13 protein-coding genes are annotated in these 14275 nt (G+C 43.0%); 9 read left to right on the top strand and 4 right to left on the bottom strand.

Annotated features, from left to right (window positions below):
* Positions 1-8 precede the first annotated feature (8 nt).
* The 9 genes from Q1A23_RS17395 (at position 9) to Q1A23_RS17355 (ending at position 9992) form a co-directional block, all read left to right on the top strand.
* A complete protein-coding gene (locus tag Q1A23_RS17395) occupies positions 9-1400 on the top strand; it encodes a BamA/TamA family outer membrane protein (protein ID WP_299825777.1) in 1392 nt (463 codons plus the stop codon).
* A gap of 10 nt (positions 1401-1410) precedes the next feature.
* Positions 1411-2298: an NAD kinase gene (locus Q1A23_RS17390; RefSeq protein ID WP_299825774.1), complete on the top strand. Its 888-nt coding sequence runs from the start codon at positions 1411-1413 to the stop codon at positions 2296-2298.
* A gap of 125 nt (positions 2299-2423) precedes the next feature.
* Positions 2424-3452, top strand: a complete 1029-nt coding sequence (locus Q1A23_RS17385) for a DUF6089 family protein (RefSeq protein WP_299825772.1) — start codon at positions 2424-2426, stop codon at positions 3450-3452.
* Between the two features lie 48 nt (positions 3453-3500).
* Positions 3501-4271 carry a DUF6089 family protein gene (locus Q1A23_RS17380; RefSeq protein WP_299825770.1) on the top strand — a complete coding sequence of 257 codons (771 nt, stop codon included), beginning with the start codon at positions 3501-3503 and terminating at the stop codon, positions 4269-4271.
* 60 nt (positions 4272-4331) lie between these two features.
* Positions 4332-5075, top strand: coding sequence for an isoprenyl transferase (locus Q1A23_RS17375; protein ID WP_299825767.1), 744 nt, complete (start codon positions 4332-4334; stop codon positions 5073-5075).
* Between the two features lie 8 nt (positions 5076-5083).
* Positions 5084-7561: an outer membrane protein assembly factor BamA gene (gene bamA / locus Q1A23_RS17370; RefSeq protein ID WP_299825764.1), complete on the top strand. Its 2478-nt coding sequence runs from the start codon at positions 5084-5086 to the stop codon at positions 7559-7561.
* 13 nt (positions 7562-7574) lie between these two features.
* Positions 7575-8231 carry an OmpH family outer membrane protein gene (locus Q1A23_RS17365; RefSeq protein ID WP_299825761.1) on the top strand — a complete coding sequence of 219 codons (657 nt, stop codon included), beginning with the start codon at positions 7575-7577 and terminating at the stop codon, positions 8229-8231.
* 29 nt (positions 8232-8260) lie between these two features.
* Complete coding sequence (locus Q1A23_RS17360; protein WP_299825758.1) at positions 8261-8872, top strand: OmpH family outer membrane protein; 612 nt, start codon at positions 8261-8263, stop codon at positions 8870-8872.
* Between the two features lie 88 nt (positions 8873-8960).
* The gene (locus Q1A23_RS17355) at positions 8961-9992 is read left to right on the top strand and encodes an RluA family pseudouridine synthase (protein ID WP_299825756.1); all 1032 of its coding nucleotides are present in this window, start codon (positions 8961-8963) and stop codon (positions 9990-9992) included.
* 97 nt (positions 9993-10089) lie between these two features.
* Here Q1A23_RS17355 and Q1A23_RS17350 read toward each other — a convergent pair whose 3' ends face one another.
* The 4 genes from Q1A23_RS17350 to Q1A23_RS17335 all read right to left on the bottom strand — a co-directional run bounded on the left by Q1A23_RS17350 (position 10090) and on the right by Q1A23_RS17335 (position 13886).
* Positions 10090-11685 (bottom strand): tetratricopeptide repeat protein, encoded by a 1596-nt coding sequence (locus tag Q1A23_RS17350; RefSeq protein WP_299825753.1) that lies wholly within the window; start codon positions 11683-11685, stop codon positions 10090-10092.
* Between the two features lie 56 nt (positions 11686-11741).
* Positions 11742-12689 (bottom strand): substrate-binding domain-containing protein, encoded by a 948-nt coding sequence (locus Q1A23_RS17345; RefSeq protein WP_299825750.1) that lies wholly within the window; start codon positions 12687-12689, stop codon positions 11742-11744.
* Complete coding sequence (locus Q1A23_RS17340; RefSeq protein ID WP_299825748.1) at positions 12679-12900, bottom strand: hypothetical protein; 222 nt, start codon at positions 12898-12900, stop codon at positions 12679-12681. Before Q1A23_RS17340 ends, Q1A23_RS17345 begins: the two co-directional genes overlap by 11 nt.
* 155 nt (positions 12901-13055) lie before the next feature.
* Positions 13056-13886, bottom strand: coding sequence for an energy transducer TonB (locus tag Q1A23_RS17335; RefSeq protein ID WP_299825745.1), 831 nt, complete (start codon positions 13884-13886; stop codon positions 13056-13058).
* Positions 13887-14275 lie beyond the last annotated feature (389 nt).

Here is a 14275-nt window from a genome sequence, read left to right as displayed (position 1 = left end):
GCGCATAGATGATAGTGCGTGCGCTTGCTTTTATACTTTGCTTATGCCTTTCTGCTGCTGCACTAAAAGCTGCGCCTTGTGATGCACCCTTTGCCGTAATCGAAAGTATAACACTTACCGGGAACGAGGTAACTAAAGACCAGGTCATGCTCATTGAGCTGACTTTTTCGCCCGGCGACACTATTGCTACTGCCGACCTGGAACCTTTACTGGAAGAGAACCGAAGACGCCTTTTTAACCTGCGCTTGTTTCACTACGTGAACATGAGTTATACTTGTGCAGCTAATAGCGTGCAGGTAACATACCTGGTGCAGGAGCGCTTTTACCTTTATCCCATTCCCATACTTGATTTTGCGGATCGTAATTTTAATGCCTGGCTCGAAAAAAAAGATTGGAGCCGCATAGACTATGGCCTTAGCCTGGTGCGCCGCAACTTTAGGGGGCGTAACGAGGATGTGCGGCTGCGGGTGCAGCAGGGCTTCAATAAAAGGTTAGAGCTGTCGTACCGGGTGCCTTACATTATACGAAAGTACAACCTTGGCGCTGAGGTGGCTGTAGCAGATTACAGGAGCCGCACAACCAGCTACACTAACTTAAATAACAAACAGCGGTTTTTAGAGCAAAAGGAAGTGCTGCCGATTAAAAGAACCTCGGTGGCGGCAGGCATCATACACCGGCAAAGCGTGCAGCGGCAGCAGGGCGTAAGGCTGTCTTACCACCACGAGCAAATTTCAGACTCGGTATCGCAGCTAAACCCCGACTACTACCGTAATGCCCTGCAGGAGCGACAGTACATGCGGGCAGAGCTTTATAAAGTAATAAATAAGCGGAATAACTTTGTTTACCCAACAGCCGGTAGTTACTTTGAAACTGGCTTTGCACAGACTTTTTTCCTGAAGGATAGTGGTAGCCCATTTACTACTGCCCGCGCAAAGTATGTGCACTACGTTAAGCTCTCGGAGAAATTCACTTACATGGCCGGCGCAGAGGGGCAGCTGCGGTTGGCTGGCAAGCATGCCTTTGCCGATAACATCGCATTAGGTTACCGATCCTTTGTAAGAGGGTACGAACTATACGTTGTAGGGGGGCAGCATTACGGACTTTTTAAGCAGGGGCTAACACGGCAACTACTCGATATTAAAAGTATAAAGCTTAAATTTGTTGATAACCCAAAGTTTAACAATATACCTTTGGCAGTTTACTTAAATGCCTTTACCGATGCAGGTTACGTAGTGGATGATACTTTTGAAAAAGGTAACCCGCTTACAAACCACTTCATGGCTGGAGGCGGTCTGGGCCTGCACCTGGTTACATTTTATGACATAGTACTACGAATGGAGTACAGCCTGAACAGGGAAGGAGATAAAGGATTGTACTTTAGCGGACGCATACCATTTTAAAATATACTATATGAGAATAGCGATACTCGGAAAACCGTTCAGCGATAGCATTGCACCGTTCATTCAAATGTTGTTTGATGAATTGAGCAGGCGAAAGACCGAGCTTTTTCTGGTAGAGCATTTCCAGTTATACTTGCAGAACACATTAAATCTGCCAACCGGCATTCAGACCTTCAGGCGCGGCGATATACTGGAGGATGTGGATGTCGTGCTGAGCATAGGCGGTGATGGTACCCTGCTTGATGCTGTAACTTATGTGGGTGCGCAGGAGATTCCTATACTAGGAATCAATACTGGCCGTTTAGGGTTTTTGGCAACTATACCTTACGATAGTATAAACATTGCTTTAGATGCTTTATACAAAGGGCACTATACGCTAGACGATCGCGCCCTTATCCGTGTAGACTCTGATCAGGAGGTTTTTGACGGCATCAATTTTGGCCTGAATGAGTTTAGTGTATTAAAGCGCGATTCTTCGTCTATGATAGTGGTACATACGTATATAGATGGTGAATATCTGAATTCTTACTGGGCTGATGGACTCGTTGTTGCCACTCCGACAGGATCAACCGGTTACTCGTTAAGTTGTGGTGGGCCCTTAGTGCTTCCGCAAACCAACAATTTTGTTATTTCGCCCGTATGCCCCCATAATCTTAACGTACGCCCCATGATTGTTTCTGATCGGAGCGTAATTTCCTTTGAAGTAGAAGGCAGAAGCAGCAGCTACCTGGCCTCGCTTGACTCAAGGTCCACTCCAGTAGATATGGCGGTGCAGCTGGCAGTAAGAAGGGAGAACTTTGTTGCTCGTTTGGTTAAGTTAAACCATGTTAATTTTTTATCTACCCTTAGAAGTAAACTAAACTGGGGACTAGATAAACGTAATATACTCCTAAAGTAAATTATATTAAATATTTTAAATATCATTTCTTTAGTAAGGTTAATTCGTTATTTTTGTCTCTGCTATAATAAGTTGGGGTAATTGTTTAGTCCGAAGAATCTCCATCCGTAAGAAATACTTTTGTTATGAGAAAATTTTGTACCCTTGTACTGCTGCTTATCTTTATGGTAACTTTGGTGGCTACAGAGGCTGATGCACAGCGATTTACGCAGAGAAAGAAGTATGGGTCAGTTGGGTTTAGCGTTGGTGCTACAAATTACTTCGGCGATATTGTGCCTGAGCCGGATTTTACAAGCTTACGCTTTAAATCAACAAGACCAAGTGTTGGTATAAGCTATACCTATAGGTATTTTCCAAGAATATCGTTTAGAGGGGCTTTTAACTGGGGTCGCATCGTAGGCGATGATATGCTGAGTGCTTCACAAACAGAAGGTGAGAACAGCGGACGCTTTGGCCGTAACCTTTCGTTCAGAAACGATATTAAAGAACTTAGCGGCGTAGTTATAGTTGACCTTTTCGAAAACCGTCAGACTTACCGTCGTCGTCCGGACTTCGTGCCTTATGGTTTCGTAGGTCTAGCTGTATTCCATCATAATCCTAAGGCTTATTACGAAAGAGGTACATACTATGCTCCTGGACAAGGCACATTAAATCCGGCAGATGATATTCCGACAGGGTGGTATGAATTGCAGCCACTTGGAACAGCCGGCCAATATGCAAATGGAGATTATCCAGACCCATACAAGCGTGTTGGTATTGCCATACCTTTCGGTTTAGGTGTGCGTTACAAAGTAGACAGAAACTGGGACCTGAGCCTGGAAGTTGGCTGGAGAAAAACATTTACGGATTACCTGGATGACTCTAGTGGCGGCTACGCAAACAAAGCAGACATCTTAGCAGGTGGAGGCAGCAACCCTAAAGCAGCCGCATTACTTTCTGATAGAAGCGCAGCAAGCGGGTTTAAAGTTGTTCCGGATATTAGTGGCACTCCTTACGGAAGCGCTACCCTAAACTCAAACAGCACCAGACCTAGCTACGGTAACATAAGCAACAACAGGAGAGGTAACGATGCTGACGATGATTGGTACATTAACACAAACCTTACGCTTAACTATATACTTGCTCCTCGTATTAGAAGTCCGAAGTTTAGATAATAGATAGAACATATTATCGTTCTTCTCTAAACTCCGTAATAGATTTTCATGATATTAAAGATATTCAAACAAGCACTCCTTATTTGCGCCACGCTGCAAATAGGGAGTCTTTTTTTTAGTCAGTCAGCTTTTGGGCAAACGCCGGTTACAACCAGCGAAATAGGGTTTGGCATAGGAGGCGCAAACTACAAAGGAGAACTTTCCCCTAATTACCGCTTTCTTAATAATCAACCCGCCATCTCACTTTTCTACCGCAGGGATATTTCGAGTCCTATCACCGCGCGTGGCGGCCTGATGTTAAGCCATCGCATCATAGACGACAACACCTTTAGCGACGAAGCATACGATTTACCGCTCCACAACTGGCGCCAGGCAGAAGCACGGATAAGCTTTGCAGAGCTTTCTCTGATAGGGGAGTATAACTTTCTTGATTACTACGATTTGCGCCAAAAGCCTAGAGTATCGCCATACTTTTTTGCGGGAGTGGCTGGGCTTATCTATAACATTAAGGTAAGTACCGAAAACCCAGATCTGGAGGAGACTCTGAATAAGCCTTTTGAAACAAACGTTGCTGTTTCTATACCATTTGGTGTGGGAGTAAAGTATGCGCTAAGCAAGCATTGGAACCTTGGCCTTGAGTTTGGTGCACGTAAGCTAATTATGGACCGCCTTGATAACGTTATGGAGATTGACGGGAAACGTGTGGCCAACCCATACGACCACGACTGGTATTTTTATAACGGAATAAGCCTTTCTTATACCATTTATCGCGTTAATTGCCCTCCTCCGTATAAAAACAAGACAGGAATATTAGATTAGAAAGTTAATCTTTCACAAATTTGCCTTGCATTTTGTAACTTGCAAGGAAATTGTGCTTTAATGAATCTTAAAGAGAAAGTTGACTTGAACAATTTACCCAGGCACATTGCCGTTATAATGGACGGAAATGGACGCTGGGCAAAACAGAGGGGTGGGTTGCGCATATTCGGCCACCAGAGTGCTATAACGGCTGTGCGTGAAACTGTGGAAAGCGCAGCGGAACTGGGAGTTGAGTATTTAACGCTTTATGCTTTTTCTACAGAAAACTGGAAAAGGCCTGCCACCGAAGTAACTGCGCTGATGCAACTGCTGGTTTCTACTATCAGAAAGGAAACTGCTACACTTAACAAGAATAACATCCGCTTACAAACGATAGGCAATACTGCTAGCTTACCAGCTTCTTGTCAGAGAGAACTGATGGAGGCTATAGATTTAACGAAGCAAAACACCAGAATGACGTTGGTGCTGGCGTTAAGTTATAGTGGCCGCTGGGACATAACCCAGGCAATGCAACGCCTGTCAGTAAAAGTGGATCAGGGAAGTATAAAGCCTGGAGAAATTGATGAGTCTGCCGTTGCAGCACATTTATCTACTGCAGGTATGCCGGATCCGGAGCTACTTATCAGAACAAGTGGCGAACAGCGCATTAGTAACTTCCTGCTTTGGCAGATGGCTTACACCGAATTATATATTACAGAGCTGCTTTGGCCTGATTTCAGGAAAGAGCACTTATATGAAGCAATTATTTCTTACCAGCGCCGTGAGCGCAGGTTCGGAAAAACCAGTGAACAACTAACCAAGTGAGAATATTAATGGCAAGATGCATCTGGGCACTTGTGTTTCTGTTAATAACAGGCACAGCTTCGTCCCAAGTTCTAAACAACCCTTCGCAAACTAATCCTGTTGATTACACCCAACCTCGCCAATATATCATAGCTGATATTTCGGTAACTGGTGCTAACTTTCTGGTACCCTCTGCGCTGGTTTCGATTACAGGCCTTAAGGTAGGCGACGAAATTACTGTTCCCGGCGAGGACATAAGCCGTGCCATACAAAAACTATGGGACCAGGGTATACTTGGTGACGTAGAGGTTTTTATAACTAAAACAGAAGGCGACCGCATCTGGCTTAACTTTAGCCTTACAGAACGCCCTCGTTTAGCAGACTTTACTTTTATCGGTATAAATAAAACACAGGCTGATGCGCTAAAAGGCAAAGTAACCCTGCAAAAGGGTAAAATTGTGACAGACGCTGTACTTAACAGCACCCGTAATGCTATTCGCAAGTACTATAACGAGAAAAGCTACTTAAACGCGCAGGTTAACATTGTGCAACGTCCATCTACTACCCTTCCTAATAGCGTGGTTTTAGATATAACGGTAGATAAAGGCCAGAAAGTAAAGATCGGTGAAATAGACATTGTTGGAAACGAAGCATTTACTGACCGAAAGCTAAAGCGGCAGCTTAAAAAGACCAAAGAGAAGAAATTCTATAAAATATTTACCTCATCTAAGTATCAGAAGTCAGAATACGAAGCTGATAAAGAGCTTCTACTGGATTTTTACAGTACAGAGGGATACCGTGATGCTACCATTGTTTCTGATTCGGTTTACAGGATAAGCGACGACAGGCTAGGCATACGCATTACAGTAGACGAAGGCAACCGCTATTACTACCGTAATATTACCTGGAAGGGCAACTACCTTTACGATGATGCATACCTAACACGTGTGCTTGGCATCGAAAAAGGAGATGTATATAACCAGCAGGAACTGGAGAAGCGAATCAACTATAACCCAACTGGTGGTATAGATGTGTCAGGGCTTTACCAGAATGACGGTTACTTATTCTCTAGCATAGACCCGGTAGAGGTGGCTATTGTAGGTGACTCAATTGATTTGGAGATGCGCGTTTTTGAAGGACCGCAGGCTACTATAAACAAGGTTACAGTTACAGGTAACGATAAAACAAGTGACCATGTAATTCTGCGAGAGTTGCGCACTATACCGGGACAAAAGTATAGCCGCGACGATTTGATCAGATCGCGTAACGAATTAGCAGGACTTGGTTACTTTGACCCTGAGCAGATAGGCATGGTGCCTATTCCAAACCAGGCAGACGGTACCGTGGACATCAACTATAGTGTAGTGGAGAGGCCAAATGACCAGATCAGTTTATCTGGTGGATGGGGTGGCCCTATAGGTGCTGTTGGTACAGTAGGACTTACACTAAACAACTTCTCTACCCGAAAAATGTTTAACCTGTCGGAGTGGAGACCAATACCTAGCGGAGATGGCCAGCGCCTGTCTTTAAATGTGCAGGCAAACGGTAAATACTATCAGTCTTACGCGCTTTCATTCACAGAGCCATGGTTAGGTGGCCGTAAGCGTAATTCATTCTCAGTTAGCTTGTTTAAAACAGTAAGAAGAATACCAGGAGATGCAGACCAGCGCCTGAATGTAGATGGTGGTGCTATTAGCTTAGGCAGACGCCTGAACTGGCCTGATGACTACTTCTACATGAACCACTCACTATCTTATAACCGCTACAGCTTAAATAACTATGCGCTGTTCCAGGGTTTTGATAATGGTATCTCAAACAGTATCTCGTTTGTGAACACCATAGGGCGTAGTAGTGTAGATAACCCTACCTATCCGCGCCGTGGTTCTTCTATCTCTTTAAGTGTAAACTTAACACCGCCATACTCGCTGCTGTCAGACAGAAAAGACCAGTATGAGTTTATCGAGTTTAACAAATTCATGTTTGATGCCTCATACTTTATAAACTTGGCAGGGAATTTGGTATTAAACACAAGAGCTCACTTTGGCTTCCTGGGCACTTATAGCTCTAACGAAGAAATCGGGCCATTTGAGCGCTTTAAGCTTGGCGGTTCAGGTTTAGGTGGCGGTAATATCTTTGTGGGTACAGAATATATTGGCTTGCGTGGATATGATGATGAGCGTGTTGTAAACAATGATGACTTAACGTTGCGAAATGCAGGCGGTGTTGCTTTCGATAAATTTGTATTGGAGGCACGATACTTGATTTCTCCGAACCCGGCAGCAACAATCTACGGCTTAGCCTTCCTGGAAGCAGGTAATAACTTTGGCTCTTACGAAAGGTTCAGTCCGTTTAAGTTATACCGCTCTACTGGTGTTGGTGCCAGAATATTTATGGCCGCTTTTGGTATGCTGGGCTTTGACTATGGTTGGAGACTAGATACATTGCCAGGAGGAGAGAATGATAAACGTGGTATGTTCCACTTCATAATCGGTCAGCAGATACGCTAGACAAGGAATTAGTATGAAAAAGTTTTTGTTCATCTTTTTAACAGGCTTTTTGCTGGCACATGTTTCGCAAGCACAGAAGTTTGGCTATATTGACTCAAATTTTATTTTGAGTAAGATGCCTGCTTATAACAAAGTGCAGCAGGAGATGGACAAATATGCTGAGGCCTGGCAGAAAGAAATAGAAGTTTTACAACAGCAGGTTGATAAACTAAAACAAGATTACAAGGCCGAAGAAGTGCTTCTGACGGAAGAAATGAAGAAGAAGCGCCAGGCAGAGATTGCTAAAAAGGAAACAGAAGCACGGGAGTACCAGCGAAAAGTGTTTGGCTACGAAGGCATGATGTTTAAGCGCCGCCAGGAGTTAATGCGGCCTATACAGGATGAAGTATTTACAGCTGTAGAGAAAGTGTCAAAGGCTAGAGGGTTGCAGATCATGTTTGATAAATCTGGCGATCTGGTTATGATTTATACGAATCCGGTGCATGATTATACGGAGTATGTACTAGAGGAGCTAGGTTTGGCATCAGACAGACAAAACACGCCAGGTAGTCGCCCTGCCGCAAATACTGCTGATGACCCGGGAAATTTGCCGGAAACAGAAGAGCAGCAAAGTGAGCCGCAGAACAATAGCAATGCAAAACCAAAACCAACGAAGAAGTCTAAAAACTAAAACTGAATATTATTTTAATTAACCAACCAATGATGAACAAAATCAAAACCTTAGTAGTAGCGTTCTTACTGATCAGCTTTGCGTCTTTCGCACAAAGCAACGACCAGCCCCTTAAGATTGGTTATACAAACGTAGAATATATCCTGCTACAGTTGCCTGAAAGCAAGCAAATCGAATCTGATCTTAAGACGCACAGCACGCAGCTGGAAAACCAGTTAAAAGGCAAGTACGCAGAGTATGAAGGTAAACTTCAGGCTTATGAGAAAGGTGCTTCTACAATGGATAAGACAATCCGCGAAGACAAAGAGAAAGAGCTGATGAACCTGAACAACTCTATCCAGGAGTTTCAGCGTAATGCGCAGATGTCTTTACAGCAAAAAGAAAAGTCTTTAGTTGATCCAGTTATCGCTAAAATTGACAAAGCTATTAAAGATGTAGCGAAAGAGAATGGCTATACTTACGTTATCAGCAACCAGGCATTGCTTGCTGGCCCTGAAGATGGCGATATCTCTCCGCTTGTATTAAGAAAATTAGGTGTTGACCCAGCTAAGGCACAGCAAACGCCAGAGCCTGCTGCAGCTAAGCCAGCTACTACACCAGCAAAAACTCCTGCTAAATCTCCTGCAAAGAAGAAAAACTAATTAGCAGATACCTACTTCTATAGTTCAGGAAAGCCGTTGTTTATACTTCGGCTTTCTTTTTTGTTACAGCCCTAAGCAAATAGTATCCGTGGTTGATTATTTAGATCAGGAAGAAGCAGCAGAAGATTCCGATGAGCTTTACGAGCATCATCGGATAGTAGTAGACAAGAAGCAGAACCTGCTGCGTATTGATAAGTTTTTAATGGACCGCCTGCCCAACGTTACACGTAATAAATTGCAGGGAGCCATTAAATCGGAGGCCGTACAGGTTAACCAGAAACCTGTAAAAGTAAGTTATAAGGTAAAGCCAAGTGATGTAATTACCGTAACGCTGGCGGAGCCTCCTCGTGATACAGACATTTCCCCAGAGAACATCCCGCTGGATATACCATACGAAGACAGCGAATTGCTACTGGTAAACAAGCCGGCTGGCATGGTAGTGCACCCTGCATACAACAACTGGAACGGTACGTTGGTAAATGCCTTGGTTTACCACCTGCAAAACTTGCCTACAACGCAGAATGGGGAGGGGAGACCCGGTTTAGTGCACCGCATTGATAAGGATACTTCAGGGCTACTGGTAATTGCCAAAACAGATTATAGTATGGCCTACCTTGCCAAACAGTTTTATGACCACTCTATCGAAAGAACATACTATGCTTTAGTATGGGGATCTCCTAAAGAAGATAGTGGTACGATTACAGGGCACGTAGGCCGTAGCGCAAAAGACCGTAAAGTGATGACTGTGTATCCGGATGGCGAGTATGGGAAACATGCTGTAACGCATTATAAGGTGCTGCGCAGGTTTAAATATGTTACGCTAGTGCAATGCAATCTGGAAACCGGACGCACGCACCAGATACGTGCGCACATGAAGTATATTGGGCACCCGCTGTTTTCTGACGCAACATACGGAGGAGATAAGATTTTAGCTGGTGTGCCAAACGGTACATTCAAGGCTTTTGTGGAGAATGCTTTTAAATTGATGCCAAGGCAGGCACTACATGCCAAATCCTTAGGGTTTATACATCCTGTTACAAAAGAATTCATTCAATTTGATACTGAACTGCCTGCTGATTTTAAGCACGTGCTGGATAAGTGGGAGCTTTATGCCGAGTAGCCTTTACACTTCTTTTGTGTAGTGAAGTAAAAATAGGATAGCAACAAAAAAGCCCGCTCATTAGAGCGGGCTTTTTTGTTGCTATGTGTTCTGCTGCTTATTTTTTCTTAGCAGTTTTGTTGATCTCGTTCAGAGCAGTTTCAGCTTGTGTATTAGTTGGATCTAGCTGTTTCACTACAGAATAGTGTTTCACAGCATTGTCACGCTCGCCTTTCAGGTAATAGTAGTACCCAAGGTAAGTATTAGCCTCTATTAGCTCTTTTTTATACTTCTCAGTATCAGCGCCTGCTAGTTTGATGAACTCTTCATAAGCTGGCTTAGCTAAACCTTGCTCCGTTTCAGGATCCTGGTTGTATAAAGCACGGGCTTTCCAGATATAGGCATAAGCATACGTTGGGTTGCTCTCAATGATTTTTGAGTACGCTTCATCAGCTTTCTTATAGTCTTCAGCCATCATGTACGCATTACCGATATGGAAATAGTCGGTATTAGATACACCGTGTTTTTCCTGCTTTACTGCATACGTTTCGATAGCCTTGTTAAACTGCTTATCCTTACTGTATAAAGTAGCAAGCTCATAGTATAAATCAACTTTAGAAGGATCCATTTCGATTGCCTTGTTCAGGTTATCAATAGCTTCCTTATTTTGGTTGTTTTTGCTCAGAATCTTACCATAGTACTCATAGTCACTAGCAATTAGCTTAGACTTGTCTACCTTCTGCAGGTAGGTGTTCATGGCTTCTAATGCTTTCTCCGGTTGGCCTAGCTCTAAGTATGAGTAAGCTCTTAAGCGGTTCATTACAGTATTAGTAGGATCTTTCTGTAGTACCTGCTCTACTTCCTTAAGTGTTTGGTCGTAGTTTTTAGTCAGGAACAGGAAAGAAGCGTATTTAGCACGAGTTTCTGGCGTATTCTCTGCCATGTCTACGTACTTCTGGAACGTTGACAATGCTCTATCGTACTGTCCGGCAAAGTAGTATAACTCGCCTAAGTCACGATAAGCCGGTGCATAGTTAGGGTCGATCTCAATTGCTCTTTTGAAAGCTTCTTCTGCTTCGTTGTAGTTACGTGAGCTGGTGTAAAGCTGGCCTCTCTTTAAATAAGCCTTCGCATTACGGTCATCAAGTTGGATCGCTCTATCATAGTTAGTCATGGCCTCGCCACCGTTTTTAAGCGCCAGGTAAGCATCACCAAGTATAACGTTAGCTTCCGCGTTGTTTCTATCGCGCTCCAAAGCCTGCTTCAGGTACTCAACTCCTTTATTGATATCGGCCTCTGTAGCGTTAGGCGCTTTTACGTAGGCCTCACCAATCTCAGTTAGCACATAAGAATCTTTTTTGCCTCGCTTAAGGGCGTTTTTAAAGTGCTCCTCTGCGCCTGCCTTATTTCCTTGCTCTAAAGCAAGTTTACCTAAACCTACATGTGCTATAGATGATTTAGAGTTTTTGGCAAGAGCCTGATTAAAATAATAGGCTGCTGAGTCTGCTTTTTCAGTTTTAAGATAAATGTCTCCCATAGCAAAGTATGCTTTATCAGCATTTTTTGACCCTAGCTGAGACTTATAGAAAGCTTTAGCTTCTTCATAGCGCTCTAGGTCAACGGCTTTCTGTCCTGCATCTCCAGATTGTGCGAACGCTGCTGTTGCAGGAAAGGCTGCCGCCATCAAAGCGATATACTTCCAATTCTTAGTCATTGTAATTTAGGTTTAGTTGTTTCTGTAAATGTTTGTTTGTAGAGGTTGACAAGCGTTTAGTTCCTTAATCCAACAACACGTACCGGCATTGTAGCAGGCACAAGACCTGACTTAAGTATAATGCGCTGTCCTTTATCTCCTGCAACATATGATGCAAATCCTGTGCCAAGACCTGTACGTCCCTCAGTACTAATGATATACAGATAACGGCGTAGTGGGTATTCGGCCTGTGCAATGTATGCCTGATATGGTTGGAAATAACTGTCAGTAGTAAACGGAGCCGGATCACGGCTTATACCTACTACTTTTATCTGGTTCATAAAACCTACCACAGCAGAGTCATCGAAGTCGCTTATCCAGTTCACACCTATTACACCAATTGCGTTTTCATTCTGGTTCACATAATCTATAAGAGCTTTATGTGAGTTCGATGCAAACGTGTTTGGCGGCAAAGGATTGCCAGCTATCAGAGAATCTCTAACGTATCGTGCCGTGCTTGAGTTATTGTTATCGAATACGATGGTTATATCACCTAATTTCGATTCTTCATCCAGTTCTTTCCAGGTCTTTGTTTTGCCAGAAAAGATATTCCTCAACTCATTAACAGTTAATAGAGTGTCTTTATTGTTTCTGTTAACGATTAATGCTACAGCATCAATGGCTACTCTGGTATAGCGTGGTACTAATTTTCGCTTCTCAAATACAGCTTTCTCTTCTTCGGTTAATTCTCTGGATAGTACTGCTACCCTTGTGCTGTCATTTAGTAAATCTTGTACTACCTGCCCTTCAGATTTATACGATGCACTTATGCTCGCATACTTGTATATTCCCTCAAAGGTGCTGATCTGTGTTTCGATGATAGGCTGGAAAGACTCGTCAACGCTAATTTTTATGCTGCCGGTTGTCGGGGTGTCAAGTTCTTTTTTGGGGTCGTTACCGCCACAGGAAAAAAGAGTTGCCACTAAAGCTAATCCACTAAAAGCACTTATTATTCTACTCTTCATCCCTGTTATTTCTAGACTTCTTGCTTAATTGATAAACACGTATAAATCGAGCTGCACCATAAAGTATAAGTATACCACCCAATACTAATCTTACTTCGTCAGAGATATTCAGGTTTAACTGATCCTTATCAATAGCTATCAGAAATATACCTAAGCCAACATACAGTAATGTCATCAGCAGGCCAAATATGCGCACAAATTTCTGCGCCATATTATTAGATGGTCTTTTTGGTCGAGGTCTTAGCATTATTATTTGTAGCTAACGGATTGTTGTTTAACCCTTAAAAATAACAGTTGTGGATTTAAAATGAAAGCAGAAGTATACAATTCAGTATATATGCTCCTGCTTTCTGGTATAACTGAGTTTTATCTTATGCTAAATCTGATTGGCAACGTGTATCTTACTGCTACGGGCCTGCCATTTTGCTTTCCTGGTTTCCACTTAGGCATTCCTCTTACTACGCGTAGCGCTTCTTCGTCTGTGCCGTACCCTAACCCTTTTACAACTTCTGCATCACGAATTTCACCAGTTGGCGCAACAACAAAAGTAACGACAACAAGCCCCTGAATGTTTTCGCGTTGTGCCGCTCTTGGGTAATTTACCTTTTTACCTATATACTGTAACATGGCTTTTTCACCCCCATTGAATTCCGGCATTTCTTCAACATAAATAAATACACCATTATTTTCATCTGCTGTATTACCTGTATCCAAGCCTATAGGCGCTTCATCAATCAACTGCGCGTCTGGAGTTCGTAGAGGTTCTCCTTCCACCTTCTCTGTTCCAAAAGCTGCTCCTTGTAGGTCTTCTTGGTTAGCGATTGTTTTATCTTCTACTGCTGCGTTATCAGGTACTACTTTGGTTTCAGCGTATACTTCTGTTTTTACTTTTTCCTTAGGGGCTACTGCAACTTGCTCTTCCTGTTTAGGTTTTTCTTTTTCAGGTATAACTTCTATTACAGTAACAGTACCATGGTCTTTCACAAGGGGGGTATCTGGTTTGATGGCGGCAGGAAAAAACTTTGTACTGATAAGTGGTGCGAATAAGGCGGCGGTAAATAAAAGTGTGGCACATATTACCGCAAACTTAATGTTGTGATTATATACACGGCGCAATTGGTAAGCGCCGTATCCCTGGTTCCGGTTCTTGAAAACTACATTGTTAAATGTGTTGTTCAAATAATAGCTCTTTTCCATGATTAGCTGTTTAAAGTGTTTGTGAATTTTGGCCTTTGAAGCTGCCACTATACTGTTGTTGCTGCAGCTTACTTGTCACAATTTTACGCTCTCCAAACCTTCAAATCTGCTCAGATCATGATCTGAGGTTACTCATAACCGGATATGAGACTTATTATGTACTGTTTCTGATGATTCATTCTTATTTATGTTGCTTTAATAAGGCACACGCTACAATCCATACTTAATGACTTTGTGCTAATGTGCTTTATCTTAAGTAAAGACAAACAAAAAAAGCCAGCCGGGGTTACCGGCTGGCTTTGATATGAGCACTTGTCCTGTCCTGAAATAGGTTGACACCAACATCAACCTTATATGGAAAAACTGACAGCGAAAAAAGGCAAGCGTAC

It is taken from the genome of uncultured Pontibacter sp. (assembly GCF_947492645.1).
Lineage (GTDB): Bacteria > Bacteroidota > Bacteroidia > Cytophagales > Hymenobacteraceae > Pontibacter.
This window is presented reverse-complemented; position numbering and strand designations above follow the sequence as displayed.

Excerpts from the sequence above, each read along its gene's own strand:
- Q1A23_RS17395 (WP_299825777.1), top strand. The coding sequence starts at position 9 with ATGATAGTGCGTGCGCTTGCTTTTATACTTTGCTTATGCCTTTCTGCT.
- Q1A23_RS17390 (WP_299825774.1), top strand. The coding sequence starts at position 1,411 with ATGAGAATAGCGATACTCGGAAAACCGTTCAGCGATAGCATTGCACCG.
- Q1A23_RS17385 (WP_299825772.1), top strand. The coding sequence starts at position 2,424 with ATGAGAAAATTTTGTACCCTTGTACTGCTGCTTATCTTTATGGTAACT.
- Q1A23_RS17380 (WP_299825770.1), top strand. The coding sequence starts at position 3,501 with ATGATATTAAAGATATTCAAACAAGCACTCCTTATTTGCGCCACGCTG.
- Q1A23_RS17375 (WP_299825767.1), top strand. The coding sequence starts at position 4,332 with ATGAATCTTAAAGAGAAAGTTGACTTGAACAATTTACCCAGGCACATT.
- bamA (WP_299825764.1), top strand. The coding sequence starts at position 5,084 with ATGGCAAGATGCATCTGGGCACTTGTGTTTCTGTTAATAACAGGCACA.
- Q1A23_RS17365 (WP_299825761.1), top strand. The coding sequence starts at position 7,575 with ATGAAAAAGTTTTTGTTCATCTTTTTAACAGGCTTTTTGCTGGCACAT.
- Q1A23_RS17360 (WP_299825758.1), top strand. The coding sequence starts at position 8,261 with ATGATGAACAAAATCAAAACCTTAGTAGTAGCGTTCTTACTGATCAGC.
- Q1A23_RS17350 (WP_299825753.1), bottom strand. The coding sequence starts at position 11,685 with ATGACTAAGAATTGGAAGTATATCGCTTTGATGGCGGCAGCCTTTCCT.
- Q1A23_RS17345 (WP_299825750.1), bottom strand. The coding sequence starts at position 12,689 with ATGAAGAGTAGAATAATAAGTGCTTTTAGTGGATTAGCTTTAGTGGCA.
- Q1A23_RS17340 (WP_299825748.1), bottom strand. The coding sequence starts at position 12,900 with ATGGCGCAGAAATTTGTGCGCATATTTGGCCTGCTGATGACATTACTG.
- Q1A23_RS17335 (WP_299825745.1), bottom strand. The coding sequence starts at position 13,886 with ATGGAAAAGAGCTATTATTTGAACAACACATTTAACAATGTAGTTTTC.